Below are 20,958 nucleotides of genomic sequence, written 5' to 3' on the forward strand. Positions count from 1 at the left end.
CTTTAACGCTGCACCCGCTTCAGTATCCACGGCACGGCCAGGAACAGGGCGGCGGCGATATAGAAGCTGACGGCAATCGGGCTGTGCAGCAGCACCATGAAGTTGCCCTGGCCAGCGGCCAGGGCGGTGCGCAACTGGTTTTCGGCCATTGGCACCAGGATCATGCCGATCAGCAAAGGGGCGATGGGAAAACCGTAGACGCGCATGACATAGCTGAGCACACCCAGTCCGGCCATCATGCCCAGCTCGAAGGCCGAGCCGGACACCCCCCAGATGCCTATCATGGCAAAGACCAGAATACCGGCGTAGAGCTGCGGCTTGGGAATGTAGAGCAGCCGCACCCACAGACCCACCAGGGGCAGGTTCAGCACCAGTAGCATGCAGTTGCCTACGTACAGCGAAGCGATCAGGCCCCAGATCAGTTCCGGATTACTGGTAAATAAAAAGGGACCGGGTTGCAGGCCGTAGTTCTGGAAGGCCACCAGCAAAATGGCGGCCGTGGCCGATGTGGGTAGGCCCAGCGTCAGCAACGGCACCAGAATGCCGGCCGCAGCGGCATTGTTGGCGGCTTCCGGCCCGGCCACGCCTTCGATGGCACCGTGTCCGAATTCCTGTTTGTTTTTGGACAGGTTTTTTTCCAGCGAATACGACAGCATGGTGGGTAACTCGGACCCGCCGCCCGGAATGGCCCCCATAGGAAAACCAATGGCGGTGCCGCGCAGCCAGGGTTTCCAGGAACGCTTCCATTCGTCGCGGGTCATGAAGGCTTTACCGCGTATGGGAATGATTTCTTCGTTCTGATGCCGAAAGCGGCTGGCCACATATAGGATTTCGCCCACGGCAAAGACCGAAACCAGCACCACGGTCAATTCCACGCCGTCCAGCAGGTCGGGCATGCCGAAGGTCATGCGTGGCTGGCCGGTCATGGCATCGATGCCGATCACACCCAGGGCCAGCCCCAGGAACAGCGAGATAAAGCCCCGCACCCGTGAGGTGCCCATAACGACCGCGACCGAGGTAAAGGCCATGACGGTCAGCGCGAAGTAGTCCGCCGGGGTAAAAATAAAGGCCAGCTCGGCCACGGCGGGGGCGGCGAAGGTCAGCGCCAGCGTGGCGATGGTGCCGGCAATGAAAGAGCCGATGGCAGCGGTGGCCAGGGCGGCGGCACCGCGTCCGCGCCGGGCCATCTTGTTGCCTTCCAGCGCCGTCATCATGGAGCCGGCTTCGCCGGGGGTGTTGATGAGGATGGCGGTGGTGGACCCGCCGTACATGGCACCGTACAGCACGCCGGCAAACATGATGAACGCCGATACCGGCCCGACCGACACGGTGACGGGCAGCAGCAGCGCGATGGTCAAGGCCGGGCCTATGCCGGGCAATATGCCGATGGCGGTGCCCAGTACGGAACCGATCAAGGCCCACATCAGATTCATGGGCTGCAGGGCCACGCCAAAGCCGTGCAGCAGCATGGACAAGGTATCCATTTACACCCCCGCGATCGGTAAAAAGCTGCCAAGTTGCAGGCCCAGCCTGCCGAACAGGAACCAGCAGGCGCTGCCCAGTGCCAGTCCTGATATCAGGTCCAGCAGCGCGCGGCGCGATCCTAGGGCACGGGCCACCAGCATGAAGCACACGGCGGCGGTCAGGGGCAGGCCCAGCGGCTCCATCAATAGCGACGGCAGCACGGCGGCCAGCAGCACGGTCAGAAAGGGGCCTTTGTCCATGCCGGGGTCGGCGGCCCGCTCCTGTTCGTCAAAAGCCGTGCCCCGGCTCATCTGCACCAGCAGCAAAATACCCAGCGCGATCAGTCCCGCCCCGACCAGCGCCACGAACAGGCCCGGGCCGATGGCGGCGTATTGCGCGCTCAGCGTCAGGGACGAGGATGCATACAGACAGACGGCCCCCGCAAGGATGACCGCCAGCCCCAGCCACCAGGGCTGCCGGGGTACAGATGTCATGGACTATCTCCGCAGGCTTACTTGACCAGGCCCGCGTCGTGCAGGATGGTGTTGATGCGTTGACTGTCGGCCTGGATGAACTGGCCGAAGGCTTCGCCGCCCAGGAAGTAGGGCTCCCAGCCCAGGCGCTCCATTGTGGCCTGCCATTGCGGGCTGTCGTTCAGCTTGGCGAACCGCTCCACCCACTGGCGGTAGTTTTCTTCGGGCATGTCCACCGAGCCCAGAATGCCGCGCCAATTGGCGATTTCCACGTCGTAGCCGGCTTCCTTGAAAGTGGGCACATTGTCCAGGCCTTTCATGCGTTTGTCCGAGGATACGGCCAGGATGCGGATGCGACCGCTGTCGGCAAACTGTTGGAACTCGGAAATGCCCGAAATACCGGCTTTTAGCGTGCCGTTGACGATGCCGGTGACGGTATCGGCTCCGCCGGCCTGGGGAATGTAGTTCAGCGCGGCGACCGGTACCTGGCCTTTCTGGGCCAGCAGGGCCAGCGCAATGTGGTCCACGCCGCCGGCTGAACCGCCGCCCACCGGCGTGCCGCCGGGGCTGGCTTTCAAGGCCTGCACGAAGTCGTCCAGTGTCTTGTAGGGCGAATCGGCCTTGACCGCCAGCACCAGGTATTCGGCGGTCAGGCGCGCCACCGGCTTGAACTTGCTTAGGTCGATGGGCGATTTGTTCATGGAAATCGAACCCACCGTAATGGCACCGAACACGGCCAGCGCATCGGGCTTGCCTTTTTGCGAGCGCTGAAAGTCCGCCAGACCGATGGTGCCGCCTGCGCCGCCTTTATTGGTAAAGCTGACGGTGCCGGTATAGATGCCTGCCTCGTTCATGGCGTGCATGGCTTGCCGGCCGGTGGAATCCCAGCCGCCGCCGGGGTTGGCGGGCAGCATCATGCTGACCTGGGCCTGGGCGGCCAGGGAGCCGCCCAGCAAGGCAGCGGCCAGCAAAGGGCGCAGAAAACGGTGGATTTTCATGGTTTGTCTCCTAGTAAAAGGCGCAGTGATGTTTTGATTTTTTTCATTCATGCACAGGGGATAGTACCCCATGATGGCGTCGTGGCGTTGGGGCTGACCAAAGACTGTTCAGTATTGTTCATACGAACATTTTTGAGTCATAAAACTTTCATCTGAGCGTAACGGGGGCGTCATATAGGATTTCTACACTGCCTGCTATTCAAACGAAACCCATGTGCAGTGTTATGAATCTTTCCGTTCGGCAGAGCATTATTGTGGACTTGCTGCGGGCCCAGGGCATGGTGTCGGTGGATGGCCTGGCTACGCATTTCGGCGTGACCCCGCAGACCATACGCCGCGATCTGAACCATCTGTACGAGGCCGATCTGGTGCGCCGCCGACATGGCGGTGCCGAACTGAACGTGACCGAGCGCAATGTGTCGTTTCAGACGCGCCGCATCACGCAGTTGCAGGGCAAGGCGCGCATCGGTCGCGCCGTGGCCGGGTTGATTCCGCCCGGTGCCAGCGTGTTGCTGGGCTTTGGCACGACGCCCGAGCAGGTGGCATTGGCCTTGGCCGATCACCAGGACCTGACGGTGGTGACCAACAATATCAGCGCCGCGTTGGCACTGACGCATAACCTGAGCCACCGCGTGGTGCTGGCAGGCGGGCAGTTGCGCCAGCCCAATCCGGAAATACTGGGGCCGGAGGCCGAGCGCCTGTTCAATAGCTTCAAGGCGGATTTCGGCGTGTCGGGGGTCGGCGGCTTTGATTCGGACGGCGCTTTGCTGGATTTTGATATGGCCGAGTCCGATTGCCACAAGGCGTTGCGCGGCAACTGTCGGGTGCGCATTCTGGTGCTGGACCACACCAAGTTCGGGCGTCGCGCGCCGGTGCGCAGCGGTTCGCTGGACGATGTGGATATTCTGGTCTGCGACCGCGCCATACCGCAGCCGTATCGGGAGCAGATCCCGGACCGGGTGCAGGTCGTCATTGCCGACGAGGTGCAGCCATGAGCCGCGCCGCGATCGAGCTGCAAGGCATCGGCAAGTCCTGGGGCGAGCACGCCGTGCTCAAGCAAATGGATCTGTCCATACAGGAAGGGCAGTTTACCGCTTTGCTGGGGCCGTCGGGTTGTGGCAAGTCCACGTTGCTGCGCATTATTGCCGGTCTGGAAACGCCCGATCAGGGGCGCTTGTTGATTAATGGCGTCGATGCAACCGAGCTGGAACCCGCCCAGCGCGGTTTGAGCATGGTGTTCCAGTCCTATGCCTTGTTTCCGCATTTAAGCGTGGCCGACAATATTTTGTTTGGCCTGAAGGTGCGCCGTGCCGACCGCAAACAACAACAAGAGCGGCTGCGCGAAGCCCTGGCCCTGACCAATCTGGAGGGGTTGGAAGAACGCAAGCCCGGCCAGTTGTCGGGCGGTCAACGCCAACGCGTGGCCCTGGCGCGCAGCATTGTGTCGGGACACCGCATCTGTCTGATGGACGAACCCCTGTCCAATCTGGACGCCAAGCTGCGCCATACGGTGCGCCACGAGATCCGCGCCCTGCAACAGCGTCTGGGCTTGACCGTGGTGTATGTGACGCACGATCAGACCGAGGCAATGGGCATGGCGGACCACGTGGTGCTGCTCAATGCCGGTCGTATCGAGCAGCAGGGCGCTGCCCAGGCGCTGTATGGCGAACCTAACAGTGTGTTTACCGCCGGTTTTATCGGCAGTCCACCCATGATGATGATCCCCAGCGACCACGTGCCGCTGGGCTTGTGGCCCTCGCGCCGCCAGTTCGATCAGCCGCATCGCGTGCTGGTGGGCGTGCGCCCGGAAAATCTGCGCTTGCAGGACGCCGCGCCCGAGCATGTCGAGGCGACCGTGGAGCACCAGGAGTTCCAGGGAGCCGATGCCTATGTCTATGTCCGTCTGAACGATGGCCGCACCTTGATCGTGCGCGCGCCGCACAGCCACCGTGTTTCGGCGGGCATGCGTTGCGGTCTCAGTTGGGACCCGGTCCATGCCTTTTATTTTCACCAGGACAGCGGGGCGTGTCTGCCCACGCCGTCATCCGCACTTCCAGCCTAACCTTACAGCGAGTCTTTCATGTTGAAGAAGTATCTGCTTGCCACATCCAGCGCCGTGTTGATGGGCCTGGGCACCAATGCCTACAGCGCGGTGGAGTTGACCATGTATTACCCCATTTCGGTCGGCGGTCCGCTGACCGAGGTGGTGGACGGCCTGATCAAGGACTTCCAGGCCGAAAACCCCGAAGTTAAGGTCAAGGCCGTGTACTCCGGCAATTACGATGAAACCCGCATTCGCGCCCTGTCGGCGCTGCGCGCCGGCGAACCCGTGCAATTGTCTGTATTGGGCGCGCTGGATACCCATGATCTGGTCGAGCAGGGTCTGGTCGAATCGTTCAGCGACCTGGCAACGGACAAAGCCAGCCAGGACTGGCTGAAAAGCTTCTACCCGGCGTTGATGGCCAATGGCACCCTGGAAGGCAAGGTCTGGGGCATTCCTTTCCAGCGTTCGACCATTGTCATGTTCTACAACAAGGACATGTTCCGCGAAGCCGGGCTGAACCCGGATCAGCCGCCCAAGAATTGGGACGAACTGGTGCAGACGGCCCAGAAGCTGACCACGGACAAGCGCCACGGCCTGATGATTCCGTCCACTGGCTACCCGTACTGGATGTTCCAGGCGATGGCCTTGCAAAATGGCCGCCAGCTGATGAACGAAAACGGGAATCAGGTTTACCTGAACGATCCCAAATCGGTCGAGGCTTTGCAGTTTTTCCATGATCTGGCCTACAAGCACAAGGTCAGCCCGGCCGGCACGATTGAATGGGGCACGCTGCGCCAGTCGTTTGTGCAAGGTCAGACGGCCATGATGTGGCACACCACCGGCAACCTGACGGCCGTCAAGAACGAAGCCAAGTTCGACTTTGGCGTGGCCATGCTGCCTGCCAAAGAAAAAGCGGCTTCGCCCACGGGCGGCGGTAACTTCTACCTGTTCAAGGGGGCCAGCGACGAGCAAAAGCAGGCAGCCCTGGGCTTTGTGCGTTGGATGACGGCTCCCGAGCGTGCCGCCAAATGGTCGATGGCCACGGGTTATGTGGGCATCAGTCCCGCTGCGTACGAAACCCAGGCCCTGACGGAATACGCCAAGACCTTCCCGCAGGCCTTGGTGGCGCGCGATCAGTTGGCCGTAGCTTCGCCCGAGTTTGCGACTTACGAGACGGCCCGCGTGCGCGAACTGCTGTCCAACGCCGTGCAAGCCGCCCTGACCCAGGCCAAGACGCCCAAGGCCGCTCTGGATGATGCCCAGACGGCAGCCGAGCGTTTGCTGCGTCCTTTCAACTAAGCGGATCGGACCATGGCTGAACCATTGCGAGTGCTGCGTAAAGAATGGGTGTTTGCCTACCTGTTGCTGACGCCGCTGTTTGTGCTGTTGAGCATGTTCGCCTTTATTCCGGCGCTGCAAACGCTCTGGTCCAGCCTGCACAGCAAGGGGACGGCTCGCCGTCCCGCCCAGTTCGTCGGCATGGAAAATTACGATGCCATGCTGGCGGACCCGACTTTCTGGCTGGTGCTGGAGAACAACCTTTGGTATGCGGCCGTCGTGATTCCTGTGTCGATGGCGCTGGCTTTGCTGATGGCGCTGTGGGCCAACCGGGCCATGAGCATGCGGGGCTGGGTGCGCTGCGCCTACTTCACGCCCACCATGCTGCCCATGATTGCGGCCGCCAATCTGTGGTTGTTCTTCTATACCCCCGACTTGGGTTTGCTGGACCAGATTACCGGCCTGTTCGGGCAAGGCCCCACTAACTGGCTGGGTCAACCGCAGACGGCGCTGGGTGCCGTCATGGTGGTAACGATCTGGAAGGAGGCGGGGTTTTTCATGATTTTCTACCTGGCTGCCTTGCAGACCATTCCGCCCGAATTGCGCGATGCGGCCCGCCTGGAAGGGGCCAGTCGCTGGCAGTATGGGCGGCGCGTGCTGTGGCCGTTGCTGGCACCCACTACCTTGTTCATCTTGATCAACGCGCTGATTAATTCGGTCAAGCTGGTCGATCATCTGTTCATCCTGACCAAGGGTGGCCCCAACAATGCATCCAAGCTGCTCTTGTATTGGATCTGGGAAACCGCGTTTGCCTATATGGATACGCCGAGCGCCGCCGTGCTGACCGTGATTTTGCTGGCGGGTCTGGGGCTGATCGCTGTTTTTCAATTCCGCTACGCCGAACGCCGCGTGCATTACCAGTAAGCGCTATGGATACCGTCTTGATTGCTCCTGCTACGCGGCGCGCTGTGCGCCTGCCGTCCCTGGATACGCTGGGTGCGCATGCCCTGGCCCTGCTTTGGATCGCCCCTTTGCTGTATGCCTGCTGGGCGGCGTTCCGCGACCCGTCGGCCGCGCTTAATTTTGACTGGCGTTCGGGCTGGACGTTGCAAAATTTCAGCGCGGCCTGGGATAGGGCGCCCTGGCTGCGCTACATCCTGAACACGACCTTGTTGGTGCTGACCATTCTGGCCGGACAGTTTGTGCTCTGCACCTTGGCTGCCTATGCCTTTGCGCGTTTTCGTTTTTTTGGCAGTCAGTTTTTATTCATGCTGCTGCTGTTGCAGTTGTTCATCCTGCCCGAAGTGCTGATTGTGGAAAATTACCGCATGGTTGCCTTGCTGGGTTGGACCGATACGGTCTGGGGCATGGGCGTGCCGTACATGGCCAGTGCCTTTGGCGTGTTTTTGCTGCGTCAGGCTTTCAAGCAGGTGCCGCGCGAGCTGGAGGATGCAGCCCGGCTGGAAGGCTGTAGTCGCCTGGGCGTGCTGTGGCGTGTATACGTGCCGCTGGTCAAACCGGTGTATCTGGCCTATGCGCTGGTGTCCGTGTCCTCGCACTGGAACAATTTTCTGTGGCCGCTGGTCATCAGCAGCTCCGAACATACCCGGCCGTTGACGGTGGGCCTGTCCTTGTTCGGCGCGCCCGAAAGCGGGGTCAGCATCGCCTTGATCAGCGCCGCCACCTTGATGACCATTTTTCCGCTGTTGCTGGGCTTTTTGTTGTTCCAGAAGCAGTTCATGCAGGCGTTTTTGCGCGCCGGCATACGTTAAGGATTATTCATGAAAATCATCCAGATCTCGGATCTGCACATTACCCCACCCGGTGGTCTGTTGTTTGGCTCGGACCCGGCAGACCGCTTGCGCAGTTGCGTGCGGCACATCAATCGCTACCATCCGGATGCCGACCTGTGCGTGCTGACCGGCGACCTGACCCATGCTGGCCACCCTTTGGCCTACGAGCGGCTGCGCGCTGTCTTGCAGGAGCTGACGGTGCCCACGCGCCTGCTGATGGGCAACCATGACAGCCGCGAGGCGTTCTGGAGCTATTTCCCCGCTACGCACACCGATGTTCCGGGCTTTGTGCAGCATGCCCAGACGCTGGGTCAGTGGCGGGCTATTTATTTGGATACCTTGCAGGATGGCTACACCAATGGCTATCTGTGCCAGACGCGCCTGGACTGGTTGCAGGACGAGCTGGCCCGGCATGCCGGGCCGGTGCTGCTGTTTTCGCACCATCCCTTGCCTGCTTTGCAATACCCGTCCATGGATTGGCTGCGCCTGAGCAATGCCCAGGCGCTGTTGCCTATGCTCCAGGCGCACCCGGCACCTGTGCATTTGTTTTCCGGCCATGTGCATCGTTGTTCGGCCGGTATCTGGAACGGCTTGCCGTTTACGACCGTCAGCGGCACCAACCATCAGCACGAATTGGATCTGGTGCGCACCGGCGCGGCCACGTCCACGTTCGAGCCGGCCAGCTACGCCGTGATCCTGCCCAACGAGGACGGACTGACCGTGCATTTCCAGCCCTTTGGCTACGAAGAGCTGCGTTTTCCGTATACCGGGGATATCGGCGCACTCAAGTGCATGTAAGCCACACTTTGTTTTACATCAAACTTTCCAGTTGAGCGCAAGATCGATATACTTAGCGCCTATCAAGGGGAGTAGCTTATCTTCCGGCGCATCGTCATTACGGCAGTGTTGCAGTCATCTGCACATTCCCGGTGCCTGGGCAACCACAGGTTGCAAGCAAGACCTTGCCATCATGGGCAAGGTGAACTCTCCACAATCGAGATGGCCTGTGTCCCTGGTGGAGCAGGCCATTTTGTTTGGCGTCGTAAGCGGGCCGTTCCTGCAGGCGACGGACTGTGCAAGATGGCCGACTGGTTTCCATTAAAAAACTTGAAGAGGCGGGCAACAGATGCTTGAGCTTTTGCAGACAATCAGTTGGGCGGCAGTGTTTCAGATCATCATGATCGACATTTTGCTGGGGGGCGATAACGCCGTGGTTATTGCGCTTGCCTGCCGGAATCTTCCGGCCAAGCAGCGTATGCAGGGCGTGTTGTGGGGTACGGCCGGCGCCATTGGCCTGCGCGTGGTGCTGATCGCCTTTGCGCTGACGCTGTTGGCGGTGCCTTACCTGAAGATCGTGGGCGCTTTGCTGTTGGTGTGGATCGGCGTCAAGCTGCTGATCCCCGAAGATGACGCACACGGCAATGTGGAAGGTGGCGCGACTTTGTGGAAAGCCATCAAGACCATTATCGTGGCCGACTTTGTCATGAGCCTGGATAACGTCATCGCCATTGCCGGTGCTGCACAGACGGCCGACCCCGATCATCAGATCGGTCTGGTGGTCTTTGGCCTGGTGGTCAGTGTGCCTATCATTATCTGGGGCAGCACGCTGGTGCTCAAGCTGATCGACCGTTTCCCGCTGGTGGTGACGCTGGGCGCGGCCTTGCTGGGCTGGATCGCCGGCGGCATGCTGGTGACCGACGTGGTCTTTGTGGAGCATTTCGGCACTCCTTCCACCACGACCAAGCTGATTGCCGAAGCCGTTGGCGCTGCCTTGATCGTTGTGCTGGGCAAGGGCATCGCTGCCCGCAAGCGCAAGTCGGTTCAGGCCTGATTCTGAACCCGTTCTGGCCCAGGGGCTTCGCGCCTGGGCCGGTTCCGGGTTAAGCTTGAATGATTTTCCAAACAAGGAGTACATCATGGCACAAGCCTCCGCTCGCCACATTCTGGTCAGCACCGAAGACAAAGCGAACGAACTGAAAGCCGCCATCGAAGCCGGCGCTGAATTCGCTCAGGTCGCCAAGGAAAATTCCAGCTGCCCATCGTCGCGCCAGGGCGGCGAACTGGGTACGTTTGGCCGCGGCCAGATGGTTCCCGAGTTCGACCAGGTCGTGTTCAGCGCCCCAGTGGGCGTGGTTCAGGGCCCTGTCAAGACACAGTTCGGCTACCACCTGGTGGAAGTGACCGACCGTCAGGACTGATTTCTGGCCCCGACGCTCAACCCGCCACGGCGGGTTGGCCCGATCCCTGCGCAGCGCAACGACGCTACGCAGGGATTTTTTTTGGTTCTTTGCCTATTGTCGAGAACCATTGCTCATTAATAAGCGGAATACAAACGCTAGAAATCGCCGTTCAAGTCTGGGGCTGGGCCGTCCGGGCTGATGGTTTGCCGGTGCTGCGCACCGGTGCCCTTGTCAAGCACGCGGGCCGGGCGCAGCCTGAACTCCTGGGGTGTCTCGTCCATTGGACGAGACACAAGCGCCCCAGTCGAACAGCAGGCCGCTTGCCTCCCGGCCCACGTACTTGCCGGCGGCAAACCATCTGACCCGCCCGCTCGCCCCAGCCCCAGACTTGAACGGCTTTTGTTCGTTAGATTGCGTATCAATGGTCTTGAATACGTCGCTGCCTTCCTTACTCTGATGGTTCATTGGCGTGTTCCAACGAAGAAACGTACGGAGCCGTTCGCAGGTGTGCAGGTCTCGTTCGGGCGGATCGGAGGGCTTGCCGCAGGCGCAGGAGCGATCTGGGAGGCAAGCGCCGTTCTGTTCGAGCCCGGCGTGTGTTGTTCGCCTGGGGGGCGAACAACCGGGCGAGTTAACGGCGCGCCCAGATCGCTTCTGCGACCAGGGAACCGGTGCGCAGCACCGGCAAGCCGTCAGCCCGGGCGAGACCTGCACACCTGCGAATGGCGGCTTGCCGTCGTACTTCTTCTGTCCGAGGGCAGGTTCAGCCCGAAAATCTGTGAAGAACCATTTTGTTGGGGAGGCCATCTTGGATCTTGTGACGCTTAGCGGTGTCTGCGTGGCAAGCGCGACGTGTTTTTTGCCGGTGCCTTTCAAGACCGGGTGCGGGGCGGGGGCCGGTGATACGGAGGCTGAATGCTGTCTTGCGTTAAATCCCTGGACATTTGCGCCTGTCCTGCGCAGTATGCATGCCATGCTGGCACATGGCGCGGCCATGAGCAGCCTGCTTGTTTTGAGCGGGCATGCCGGTTTTTTAGCGAAATGCGTATGAAACGTACCGATCTGGAAAAAAATAAAGCCCTGAAAATCATGGGCAAGATGAAGGCGGCCACGCCGCCTGCCCGCTTTGCCGGTGAAACCGTGCTTGACCGCCGCGAACAGCGTCGTCTGGATCAGGCCGCCGGTCTGGTGTCGTTCCCGGTCAAGCTGACCCAGCCTGTGATCGATGCGCTGAACGCCCGCGCCGCCGCCGATGGCGTCAGCATGAACGAGCTGGTGAACCGCTTGTTGGGCCAGGCGCTGGAGCAGTAGGCCGTGCATATCTGGGTGGATGCCGATGCGTGCCCGGCGGTCATCAAAGACATTCTTTACCGGGCGGCCCAGCGCTGGGAGCGGCATCTGACCCTGGTGGCCAACCAGATGCTGCGCACGCCGCCGTCGCCCTGGCTGCACGCGGTGCAGGTGCCGCGCGGCTTTGACGTGGCCGACGACTATATTGTTCAGCGCGCCGTGGCGGGCGATTTGGTGATTACCGCCGATATCCCTTTGGCCGCGCAGGTGCTGGCGGGGCAGGCGCTGGTGCTAAGTCCGCGCGGCGAACGTCTGGATACTGGCAGCATCGGCGAGCGGCTGGCCATGCGCGACATGATGGAAGAATTGCGCAGCGCCGGTATCGACACCGGCGGCCCGCCGCCGTTCAGTCAGTCCGACCGTCGCGAGTTCGCCAATGCGCTGGATCGTTTGCTGGCGGGGCAGGCGCGTGCAGCGAAAGCATAGTATGGGAGCCGCGTGCGGGGGGGCGTGCTGGATCGGTCTATTTACGTGCTGGTGTGGGTGGCCTGATTCCCCCTAGAATGCAAGAGACGTATTTTTTGAAGTGATTGCCGCCGTGTCTGATGTCTCTTCCGATCATCCCTTGATGGATCTGTCCGCCCTGAATGCCAAAGTGGCGCAGTTCGCGCGCGAGCGCGACTGGGAACAGTTTCATAGCCCCAAGAACCTGGCGATGGCGCTGACCAACGAGGTCGGCGAACTGGTGGAAATTTTCCAGTGGCTGACCGAGGACCAGTCCCGCCAGGCCGGCTCCGACCCGCGCACGGCTCAGGCGGTGCGCGACGAATTGGCTGATGTGCAGATCTACTTGAGCCGGCTGGCCTATGTGCTGGGCGTGGACATGAACGAAGCGGTAACCAGCAAGATCGCCAAGAACGCGCAGAAGTACCCGGCCGATAAGGTGCGCGGCACCAACAAGAAGTACACCGAGCTTTAGGCGCGTGCTTCCAGGCGCTTGCGCCGGTGCTTATAGCTCGGTCAGCAGGTCGTGCAGATATTGCTGCATGCGCGCCTGCCGCTGGCCGGCCAACTGGCGGCCTGTTTCTGTCTGAAAGCCATCGGCCAGTTTCAGCAGTTTGGCGGGAAAGTGATCCAGGGCGTAGCGCGCATCGTCCAGCGGGCGCTGCTGTGCCTTGGGGTCTTGCGGGTGGTACAGGCGGGAACCCATGCGCCCGGCGGTATAGAAGCAACGTGCAATGCCCAGTGCGCCGATGGCGTCCAGCCGGTCTGCATCCTGCAATATGCGGGCCTCCAGGCTGATGGCAGGCAAGGCGGCCGAAAAACTGTGTGTCTGCACGGCATGCCTGACGGCCTGACGGGTATCGGCGCACCAGCCCAGATCGCGCAGGATATCGTCTGCTTTTTCGGCCGCCAGTGTTGATGCGCGGTTGCGCAACGGCGAGTTTTTTTCTACGGCCACGCAGTCGTGCAGCAGGGTGGCGGCCAGCAGAATCCGTAGATCGCCGCCTTCGTGCGCCTGAATGGCGCGCACGTTTTTCCAGACCCGCTGAAGGTGGGACAGGTCGTGCGAACCGTCGCCTTGGCAACCGCTGGAGTAGGGCAGTAGTTCAAGGGCCAGGTCGGGGTAGGGGCTGAAGTCGGCGGCCATGATGGTTTGGGCAAATGCCCAGCATACGTGATGTGGGCGGGGCTTGCCACGTTTGCCGGTGATGCGCTGGCGCAATAGCGATGCGCCCCTGTGCAGGGGCGCGGTGCGGTCAGAAGTTGCTCAGGCCCAGCGCTTGCACGGTACCGGACCAGCGGTTCAGCTCCTGATCCACGTAGGCGGTAAATTCGGCTGGGCTGTTTGATTGCACCAGTGCGCCGTTGCTGTCCCAGATAGTCTTGATCTTGTCGGTCTGCAAGGCTTTGTGGATGGCGTCGGCCACGCTGTTGACCGTCTCGTCCGGGGTGTCGCCCTGCATGAAGATGCCGTACCAGGTTTGGGCGCTTAGCTCGTCCAGGCCCAGCTCTTTCAGGGTGGGCACATCGGGCAGGGCCTTGGCGCGTTCGGGGCTGGAGACGGCCAGGGCGCGCAGGCGGCCATTGCGTATCTGCGCTACGGCCGACGGCATGGTCTCGAACATGAAATCGATCTGATCGCCGCTGATCAAGGCCATGACGGACGGGTTGCTGCCTTTGTAGTGTACCGGGGTCATGTTGGTGCCCGACAGTTTGTGCAGCTTGCCCGCCATCAGGTGCAGCATGGTGCCCACGCCGCTGGTGCCGTAGTTCACGCCCTTTTCTTGTCGCGCCGCCGCCAGCAGATCGTCTACGCTTTTGTAGGGCGAGTCGGCATTGACCACCAGCACATTGGGCATGGCTGCAATCAAGGTGACGGCTTTCAGATCTTTGCGGGTGTCGTAGGGGAAGTTTTTGAGCACCGCCGGCGCGATGGTGTGGTGTACCGCGCCGAACAGCAGTTGGTGCTCCGAGGGGCTGGAGCTGGCGACCAGGCTGGCCCCCAGCACGCCGCCCACGCCGCCTTTGTTTTCCACAACAACGGTCTGGCCGATTTGCTGGCCCAGGGCTTCGGCCAATGGGCGGGCCAGGGTGTCGCCCGAGCCGCCGGCAGCGGACGGTACGATCAGGCGCACCGGCCGTTGGGCCCAGTCGGGCGGTTCGGCCAGGGCGCTTTGCGCGCCGGCCAGAAGACAGCTGAGGACAATAACAACACGGGACCAGGGTTTCATGTCTGTTTACCTCTCAGGTGGGAGTGATCAGCCTTTGCCGTTGCCCAGACTGCCGGGCAGGCGGCGCAGCTTGTCGATTTGATCCAGCCGAGGCGTCAGACCCAGGCCGGGGGCTTGCGGCATGCGCATCCAGCCTTGTTCGGGCTGGGGCAGGCCGGTGTAGATTTCCGCCATCATGGCGCTGGCGGCCAGGTGCCATTCGACTTCGCCGCCGTTCAGCAGGCCGCTGTGCAGGTGGCCGTTGTGCGAGGGGAAGGCCCCGCCGTTGGCAACCGAGGCGTTAAAGCTTTCGGCCAGGCCGAAAATCTTGCGCGACTGGGTAAAGCCGCCTGAAATCAGCACATTGGGCTGCACGATATCCACGGCCTGATGCATCAGCAGGTCGCGGAAACGGTAGGATTGCCCTTCGTTCTGGCCGGCGGCGATGGTAATGCCGGTTTGCTGGCGCAGTTCGCGCAGGCGGCCGGTGTCGTTCTGGGTGATCGGTTCCTCGAAAAAGCCTACATCCAGATCGCGGGCGGCACGGGCGACTTCTTTGGCGTGGATGTAGTCCAGGCTGCAGTTGCCGTCGATGTACAAGCCGACCTCGGCGGGTATGGCTTCGCGCACCAGCGTCATGCGGCGTATGTCCTGGCGGATGACCTCTTGCAAGGGACGTGGTTCGTCGCGTCGTTGCAGGCCGTTGTGACCCACCACCATCTTCAGGCCGCGAAAGCCCTGGTCCACGCAGGCGCGCGCCACCTGCACCAGTTCTTCGTCCTGAAGAAAGGAAAAGCCGAAGGTGGCGTAGGCGGGGACTTGTTCGCGGGCACCGCCCAGCAGTTTCCAGACCGGCTGGCCCAGGGCTTTGCCTTTGATGTCCCATAGGGCAATGTCCAGGGCAGAAATGGCATGCATGCCGTAGCCGGACTGGCCGCGCGGGCAGACGTTCCAGTACATGCGGTCCCACAAGCGCTCGGTGTTCAAGGGGTCTTGCCCGATCAGGTCGCTGGCCAGGATATCGTTGATGGCACTGGCCACGGGATGCTCTTCGGTAATGGCGGTCAGGCCGTAGCCGGTAATGCCGGCATCGGTTTCCACTTCCACGTGGCACACGGCCAGGTTGGAGGGTTTGCGTATATCGCCGCCCTGGAAGTGAAAGGGCACATTCAAGGGAATGGCACGGACTGCGGTGATGTTCATGTACAGCTCTCCTGAAATAATTTTGATGCGCTTGCATGTAATTGTTTTAGGTTTATATCTTTTTTTAAAAATCATCATCAATGGTGTAAACCCTTGATTTTGCTGATATATCAATGTGTTTTTTGATATTTCAAAAGAGGGTTTAAGTGGCTGATCAAGCGGTGGCGGGCGTTTCCGGGGAGGCGGGTCGCGCTTGCCACGGGGCACCGACAGGGGTTATTCCTGACGGGCGGCCACACAGCGGCTGCGGCATACTGGCGCAGGCGCAGCCAGCGCCTGTTCACTTCCCGACGGAGGCAAGCATGAGCGGATACTACGATCTGAAACGCAGTGGCGATCAGTACATGTTCAATCTGAAAGCCGGCAATTACGCCATCATCCTGAGCAGCGAACGCTACAAGACACGTGCCGCTGCGGTGGCGGGCATTGAGTCGGTGCGCAAGAACTCGCCATTGGACGAACGCTTTGAGCGCCGCACCGCCAGCGACGGTTCGCCGTATTTCGTTTTGAAGGCTGGCAACGGCGAAGTGTTGGGCCGCAGCGAGATGTACTCCACCCCGGCTGCTTGCGAGAAAGGCATACAGTCGGTCAAGCACAATGGGCCGCTGGCCCAGGTCAAAGACAACACATAAAAACGCGTTATATACCTGGGTATTCAATAGTTGGCGACCTAACTATCTAGGTCTACGCTGTATCCATCCCGCTATGCGCGGGATGGTGCAGGGTCTAGCCAAATCCGCCTGCCTGCACGTTTTGTAGTTCATAAGTCGTACCTGTACCCGATGGGAGGACGTTTATGAGTGACGCAAACCGCAGTGGCGACGGCGCGACCATCAAGCGCAGCCATGCCCAGCTACAGCAACTGGAAGCCCGGTTTTTGGAGCACGAGCGCCAAGACCCCGCTTCGCCGTATTTTCAGGGCGATGGCCCCAATCCGCATGCTTTGCCTTCGCGCCGCCGCTTCATGCTGGGTGCCTTGGCGATGGCCGGCACGGCCAGCGGCCTGGCGCAGGCGGCCACGCCGGGAGCCATAGAGCGTACGGTGCCGCCCGACGCCACACGCGTTCAGGGCGTGGGTGTGGGGGTGGACGATGGCGGCTATGGAGCGCGCTCGCAGTTTGAAAAAGAAGTGCGCACCCGCTACGCCACCAAGACGACCGAATCGTCCTGGAGCTTTACTCCCTTGCAGAACAGCATGGGCATCATCACGCCGTCGGGCCTGCATTACGAGCGGCATCATGGCGGCATTGCCACCATCGATCCGGCCACGCATTCCTTGTTCGTGCATGGCATGGTCAAGCAGGCGCGCAAGTATTCCATGAGCGATCTGCGCCGTTTTCCGGCTTTGTCGCGCCTGATGTTCATGGAGTGTTCGGGCAATGGCCTGACGGAATGGGCCAAGCCCACCATGAAAACGGTGCAGGGCACGCACGGCCTGACCTCGACCTCGGAATGGGTGGGCGTCCCGCTATCGACTGTGCTGGGCGAAGTGGGCGTGCGTCCGGGAGCCAAGTGGCTGCTGGCCGAAGGCGGCGATGCGGCGGTGATGACGCGCAGCATTCCGCTGGAAAAAGCGATGCAGGATTGCCTGTTGGCTTACGGGCAGAATGGCGAGGCGCTGCGTCCCGAACAGGGCTATCCCTTACGCCTGTTTGTGCCGGGCTACGAAGGCAATATGTCCATTAAATGGTTGCGCCGGCTGGAAATCTCCGATACGCCTTTTATGACGCGCGAGGAAACGTCCAAGTACACCGACCTGATGCCCGATGGCAGCGCTTTGCAGTTTTCCTTTCTGATGCAGGCCAAGTCCGTGATTACGTTTCCGTCCGGTGAAATGGTCCTGCGCGAACCGGGCTTTTACGAAATATCCGGCCTGGCCTGGTCGGCGAACGGCGCAATCAAGCGGGTAGAGGTATCAGTCGATGGCGGGCGCAGTTGGCGCGATGCCATGTTGCACGGTCCGGTGCTGCCGATTTGCCATACCCGCTTTTCCTTGCCGTGGGAGTGGGATGGCAAAGAGGCGATTTTGCAGAGCCGGTGCACGGACGAGACGGGCTATGTGCAGCCCAGCATTGCCCAGTTAGTCAAGGAACGGGGCTTAAGCTCGGTCTATCACTTGAATGGCATACAGAGCTGGAAAGTCGCATCCACGGGGGAGGTGTCCAATGTCCATCATGACTAGAACCTGTCTGGCCGTCGTTTTGGCGACCGTGTGTGTCGGTGCAGGGGCGCAGCAAGCGCATGTTTATGGCTTTGGCGTGCCGGCCACTGAAGCGGAACTGGCCAAGTTTGTGTCTCCCTTGCCCGACGGACGCGGTTTGCCCAAGGGTTCGGGCACGGTCGAACAGGGCCAGAAGTTGTATACGCAGCATTGCATGGCCTGTCACGGAGCCAAGCTGGAAGGGGGCATAGGCGATCGCCTGATTGGTGGACGCGGTACCTTGGCGGCCGGCAAAGGCCCGCCGGTCAAAACCGTGGAAAGCTATTGGCCGTATGCCACGACGCTGTTCGATTACACCAAGCGTGCCATGCCGTTTACGGCACCGGGCAGTTTGAGTAATGACGAGGTCTATGCCTTGACGGCGTATATCTTGTCCCAAGCGGGTGCGATCCAGCCTGATCAGGTTATGGATCAGACCAGCCTGCCGCAGGTCAAAATGCTGAACCGCGACGGGTTCAAGCCGGCGGGCCGCTAGCGGACTACTTACCCCGCAGCAGTTCCATCTGGCGGCGGTCCCGCTTGGTGGGGCGGCCGGCGTCGTAGTCCATCGCCGGCTCTGGAGCCAGGCGGCGCTGTTCGGCCGCCTGGGCGCGGGCCGTGCTGCTTTCTTCGGTTTCCTGATAAAGCCGACGTGCGACCGGTGCCGGTCCGCGCGCACCGCTGATGGCGACGATACGCACCTGCATGGGCGGGGTTTCTTTACGCAGGGTAATCAGATCGCCCGGCCCGACTTCGCGCGCCGGTTTGGTGGTTTGGTGATTGAGCAGTACCCGGCCCTTGCTGATTTCGTCCGAAGCCAGGCTGCGCGTCTTGTAAAAGCGCGCCGCCCACAACCATTTGTCCAGTCGTAATTTGTCCATGCCTTATTCTAATCCTGCGTCTTGTCGCCGTGGCGGGGCCGTGTTGTGATGCGTGGCATAGAATGCAGTGGGATGATGTTCCGTTGGAGAAACAGGCATGTTTGGATGGTTAAGCGGACGCGGCGCGCGGCGCAGCCAAGTGGAGCAGACGCTGGCATCGATGGACGATGCGCAGTGGCAGCAGGCCGTGCGCGCGCACAATTTTCTGCATGGCCTGTCGGCACAGGAATTGGACAGTTTGCGCCAGCGCACCGCGTGGCTGCTGGCCAGCAAGCAGTTCACCGGCACGCAGGGGTTGCAGGTCAGCGAACCGATCAAGCTGTCGATCGCCGTGCAGGCGGCGTTGCCTATCTTGAACATGGACCCGGCGGTCTACGAGGGATGGACGGAGATCGTGCTTTATCCGGGGCAGTTCATGATTCCCCAGCAGGACGTGGACGAGGCTGGCGTTGTGCACGAATACCTGATGCCGGCCTCGGGCGAGGCCTGGGACGGCGGGCCGGTCATTCTGTCCTGGGAGCAAAGCGGGCCGTATGGCGAAGCGGGTATGAACGTGGTCATCCACGAGTTCGCCCACAAGCTCGATTTGCTGGGGGGGACAGCCGATGGCATGCCGCCTTTGCACGACTATGCCGACCTGTCCGCCCGTCGCTGGCGGCAGGTGTTGGAGCAGTCGTTTGACGCGTTCGAGCATGCTTTGGATGCCGTGGAGCAGGCCATTCCACCCGATGTGGACCCCGAGTCCGAGACGGCCATGCCGTGGTACGACACCTTGCCGCTGGACCCGTATGCGGCCACCGACCACGCCGAATTTTTTGCTGTCAGCTCGGAAGCGTTTTTTATCGACCCTGCCCCCCTGGCGCACATGTTGCCGCAGTGGTACGAGCTGCTGCGCCGGTACTACCGCCAGGACCCGCTGGCGCGGTGGCAGCCCCGGCGTTGACGGGCTGGGCGGCAGGGCATGGCTGAACGGCGGGCCTTGTGTCGGCGTACGTTGCGGGCTGGCCGTGGACGTCGGGCCGGATTTGTCGCCATAGCAGCAGGGACATGAGTATGGCGGCCACGATGGCGTAGCCTTGGACATGCAGAAAGCCTTCCAGGTGCCCGGGCAGTTCAGGGAGTTCGGACAAGGCAGGCGCATATAGCAAGGTAATGGCGCATACCCCCAGCGCCGCGCCTACCTGCTGCAAGGTCGAGAGCAGCCCGGAGGCTGGTCCGGCTTGTTCGATGCTGACCCGGCTGAGCAGCAGGCCCAGCAAGGGTGTCATGGTCAGACCTTGGGCGATGCCCAATAACATGACCAGGGCGCGCAGCAGCCCGAGTCCGGCCGAATCATGGTGCAGCAGGGCATAGGCCGCCAGGCCGATAAAGCTGATGATGTGCAACACGCCGCCCGCTAAAATGACAGTATTGCCCAGGCGTCGCACCAATAGGGGGGCCGTCAGGGAGGCCAGCATGAACATGACGTTGGCCGGGGCAAACAGCAGGCCGGCCTGCATGGGCGTCAGGCCCAGGCCCTGCTGGCTGAGCAGGGCAAAGCTGATAAAGAAGGCCCCGGCGGTGGAGTACAGCAGGATGACCAGCAGGCTGGCATATCTGAAGTCGGGACGCAGGAGCAACTGCATGTCCAGCAGCACAGGCAGGCCACGATGTTGCCGCAGGTATTCGCGACGGGCAGTCAGAATCAGCAGGCTTGCGCCGCCCAGCAGACTGATCAGGCTCCAGACGGGCCAGTGCCGGGCCGGCCCTTCCAGTAAACCAAGCAACACGCCCAGCACACCTAATGCCAAAGCCAGCGCCGTGCCCGGCGTCAGGTGCGCGCCGGCCGGTTCGCGGCTTTCGGGGATATGGCGCAGCAAAACTAGGATAAGCAGTCCTATGGGGACATTGATCAGAAAAATCATGCGCCAGCCCAGCTCCAGCAGGTCGGCATGCAAGAGCCAGCCGCCCAGCACCTGACCGCTTAGCGCGGCCAGTCCCAGGCAGGCTCCCAAGCAGGCAAAGGCGCTGCGTTGCCGTTCGGCCGCGACGCTGACCCGTAAAATGGCGTAGACCTGTGGAAACATCAGGGCTGCGGTGGCTCCTTGCAGGATGCGGGCCAGAATCAGGCTATGGATCTCGGGCGCCAGACCACACAGTGCGGATGCGACGCTGAAGCTGCCGACGCCCCAGCCGAACAGGCGGCGGCGGCCATAGCGGTCGCCCAAGCGGCTGCTGCTGATCAGCGTCATGCCAAAGCTGAGCTCGTAGGCGGCCACCACCAGTCCCGCCTGTCCTAGACTGGCTTCTAAGGAATCCTGCAGGCTAGGCAGGGCGACATTGACGACAAACAGATCAAAAATGGATAGAAAGGCGGCTGCCATCAGCAGTGTCATCGCCAGCGGGGAAACAGAACGCGTAACCATAAGACCTCCAAGAAGGAGCTTTATTCTGGGTGCGC

Annotated in this window: 24 protein-coding genes; 15 read left to right on the forward strand and 9 right to left on the reverse strand. The window is 61.4% G+C overall.

Annotation, left to right across the window (positions count from 1 at the left end):
* Positions 1-2 precede the first annotated feature (2 nt).
* The 3 genes from AADW57_RS03310 to AADW57_RS03320 are packed head-to-tail and all read right to left on the reverse strand — an operon-like array spanning position 3 to position 2,935.
* Positions 3-1,484 (reverse strand): tripartite tricarboxylate transporter permease, encoded by a 1,482-nt coding sequence (locus tag AADW57_RS03310; protein ID WP_341668636.1) that lies wholly within the window; start codon positions 1,482-1,484, stop codon positions 3-5.
* Entirely contained in the window at positions 1,485-1,958 is a 474-nt protein-coding gene (locus AADW57_RS03315; RefSeq protein ID WP_341668637.1) for a tripartite tricarboxylate transporter TctB family protein, read from the reverse strand.
* Positions 1,959-1,975: 17 nt separating this feature from the next.
* On the reverse strand, positions 1,976-2,935 hold the full coding sequence (locus tag AADW57_RS03320; protein ID WP_341668638.1) for a Bug family tripartite tricarboxylate transporter substrate binding protein: 960 nt from the start codon (positions 2,933-2,935) through the stop codon (positions 1,976-1,978).
* A gap of 224 nt (positions 2,936-3,159) precedes the next feature.
* Between AADW57_RS03320 and AADW57_RS03325 the strand changes: the two genes are divergently transcribed.
* From AADW57_RS03325 to AADW57_RS03360, 8 genes are all read left to right on the forward strand, one after another.
* Complete coding sequence (locus tag AADW57_RS03325; protein ID WP_341668639.1) at positions 3,160-3,930, forward strand: DeoR/GlpR family DNA-binding transcription regulator; 771 nt, start codon at positions 3,160-3,162, stop codon at positions 3,928-3,930.
* Complete coding sequence (locus tag AADW57_RS03330; RefSeq protein ID WP_341668640.1) at positions 3,927-4,997, forward strand: ABC transporter ATP-binding protein; 1,071 nt, start codon at positions 3,927-3,929, stop codon at positions 4,995-4,997. Before AADW57_RS03325 ends, AADW57_RS03330 begins: the two co-directional genes overlap by 4 nt.
* An 18-nt stretch (positions 4,998-5,015) precedes the next feature.
* Positions 5,016-6,278 (forward strand): ABC transporter substrate-binding protein, encoded by a 1,263-nt coding sequence (locus tag AADW57_RS03335; RefSeq protein WP_341668641.1) that lies wholly within the window; start codon positions 5,016-5,018, stop codon positions 6,276-6,278.
* Between the two features lie 12 nt (positions 6,279-6,290).
* Complete coding sequence (locus AADW57_RS03340) at positions 6,291-7,181, forward strand: carbohydrate ABC transporter permease (protein ID WP_341668642.1); 891 nt, start codon at positions 6,291-6,293, stop codon at positions 7,179-7,181.
* Positions 7,182-7,186: 5 nt separating this feature from the next.
* Positions 7,187-8,029 (forward strand): carbohydrate ABC transporter permease, encoded by an 843-nt coding sequence (locus AADW57_RS03345; RefSeq protein WP_341668643.1) that lies wholly within the window; start codon positions 7,187-7,189, stop codon positions 8,027-8,029.
* A gap of 9 nt (positions 8,030-8,038) precedes the next feature.
* Positions 8,039-8,848, forward strand: coding sequence for a phosphodiesterase (locus tag AADW57_RS03350; protein ID WP_341668644.1), 810 nt, complete (start codon positions 8,039-8,041; stop codon positions 8,846-8,848).
* A 328-nt stretch (positions 8,849-9,176) separates the two neighbouring features.
* Positions 9,177-9,881, forward strand: a complete 705-nt coding sequence (locus AADW57_RS03355; protein ID WP_341668645.1) for a TerC family protein — start codon at positions 9,177-9,179, stop codon at positions 9,879-9,881.
* Between the two features lie 85 nt (positions 9,882-9,966).
* On the forward strand, positions 9,967-10,248 hold the full coding sequence (locus AADW57_RS03360; protein ID WP_341668646.1) for a peptidylprolyl isomerase: 282 nt from the start codon (positions 9,967-9,969) through the stop codon (positions 10,246-10,248).
* Between the two features lie 213 nt (positions 10,249-10,461).
* Here AADW57_RS03360 and AADW57_RS03365 read toward each other — a convergent pair whose 3' ends face one another.
* Positions 10,462-10,695, reverse strand: a complete 234-nt coding sequence (locus tag AADW57_RS03365) for a hypothetical protein (protein WP_341668647.1) — start codon at positions 10,693-10,695, stop codon at positions 10,462-10,464.
* 582 nt (positions 10,696-11,277) lie between these two features.
* Between AADW57_RS03365 and AADW57_RS03370 the strand changes: the two genes are divergently transcribed.
* From AADW57_RS03370 to AADW57_RS03380, 3 genes are all read left to right on the forward strand, one after another.
* Positions 11,278-11,541, forward strand: a complete 264-nt coding sequence (locus tag AADW57_RS03370; RefSeq protein WP_341668648.1) for a hypothetical protein — start codon at positions 11,278-11,280, stop codon at positions 11,539-11,541.
* Between the two features lie 3 nt (positions 11,542-11,544).
* Positions 11,545-12,006: a YaiI/YqxD family protein gene (locus AADW57_RS03375; RefSeq protein ID WP_341668649.1), complete on the forward strand. Its 462-nt coding sequence runs from the start codon at positions 11,545-11,547 to the stop codon at positions 12,004-12,006.
* A gap of 142 nt (positions 12,007-12,148) precedes the next feature.
* Positions 12,149-12,499, forward strand: coding sequence for a nucleotide pyrophosphohydrolase (locus tag AADW57_RS03380; RefSeq protein WP_341669647.1), 351 nt, complete (start codon positions 12,149-12,151; stop codon positions 12,497-12,499).
* Positions 12,500-12,529: 30 nt separating this feature from the next.
* Here AADW57_RS03380 and AADW57_RS03385 read toward each other — a convergent pair whose 3' ends face one another.
* The 3 genes from AADW57_RS03385 to AADW57_RS03395 form a co-directional block, all read right to left on the reverse strand.
* The gene (locus AADW57_RS03385) at positions 12,530-13,171 is read right to left on the reverse strand and encodes an HD domain-containing protein (protein WP_341668650.1); all 642 of its coding nucleotides are present in this window, start codon (positions 13,169-13,171) and stop codon (positions 12,530-12,532) included.
* Positions 13,172-13,280: 109 nt separating this feature from the next.
* Positions 13,281-14,255 (reverse strand): Bug family tripartite tricarboxylate transporter substrate binding protein, encoded by a 975-nt coding sequence (locus tag AADW57_RS03390; RefSeq protein ID WP_341668651.1) that lies wholly within the window; start codon positions 14,253-14,255, stop codon positions 13,281-13,283.
* Between the two features lie 27 nt (positions 14,256-14,282).
* Positions 14,283-15,437, reverse strand: a complete 1,155-nt coding sequence (locus AADW57_RS03395; protein WP_341668652.1) for a mandelate racemase/muconate lactonizing enzyme family protein — start codon at positions 15,435-15,437, stop codon at positions 14,283-14,285.
* A 302-nt stretch (positions 15,438-15,739) separates the two neighbouring features.
* Between AADW57_RS03395 and AADW57_RS03400 the strand changes: the two genes are divergently transcribed.
* From AADW57_RS03400 to AADW57_RS03410, 3 genes are all read left to right on the forward strand, one after another.
* Positions 15,740-16,069 carry a YegP family protein gene (locus AADW57_RS03400; protein WP_341668653.1) on the forward strand — a complete coding sequence of 110 codons (330 nt, stop codon included), beginning with the start codon at positions 15,740-15,742 and terminating at the stop codon, positions 16,067-16,069.
* Between the two features lie 164 nt (positions 16,070-16,233).
* Positions 16,234-17,619, forward strand: coding sequence for a sulfite dehydrogenase (soxC, locus tag AADW57_RS03405; protein ID WP_341668654.1), 1,386 nt, complete (start codon positions 16,234-16,236; stop codon positions 17,617-17,619).
* Positions 17,603-18,133 (forward strand): c-type cytochrome, encoded by a 531-nt coding sequence (locus AADW57_RS03410; RefSeq protein ID WP_341668655.1) that lies wholly within the window; start codon positions 17,603-17,605, stop codon positions 18,131-18,133. Before soxC ends, AADW57_RS03410 begins: the two co-directional genes overlap by 17 nt.
* Before the next feature lie 4 nt (positions 18,134-18,137).
* Here the strand turns inward: AADW57_RS03410 and AADW57_RS03415 are convergent, their stop codons facing one another.
* Positions 18,138-18,518 carry an RNA-binding S4 domain-containing protein gene (locus AADW57_RS03415; protein ID WP_341668656.1) on the reverse strand — a complete coding sequence of 127 codons (381 nt, stop codon included), beginning with the start codon at positions 18,516-18,518 and terminating at the stop codon, positions 18,138-18,140.
* 97 nt (positions 18,519-18,615) lie between these two features.
* Between AADW57_RS03415 and AADW57_RS03420 the strand changes: the two genes are divergently transcribed.
* Positions 18,616-19,461, forward strand: a complete 846-nt coding sequence (locus tag AADW57_RS03420; protein ID WP_341668657.1) for a M90 family metallopeptidase — start codon at positions 18,616-18,618, stop codon at positions 19,459-19,461.
* Here the strand turns inward: AADW57_RS03420 and AADW57_RS03425 are convergent.
* A complete protein-coding gene (locus AADW57_RS03425) occupies positions 19,358-20,923 on the reverse strand; it encodes an MFS transporter (protein ID WP_341668658.1) in 1,566 nt (521 codons plus the stop codon). The genes AADW57_RS03420 and AADW57_RS03425 overlap by 104 nt on opposite strands.
* Between the last annotated feature and the right edge of the window lie 35 nt (positions 20,924-20,958).

Origin of the sequence: Alcaligenes sp. SDU_A2 (genome assembly GCF_038237375.1) — a bacterium.
Lineage (GTDB): Bacteria > Pseudomonadota > Gammaproteobacteria > Burkholderiales > Burkholderiaceae_B > Alcaligenes.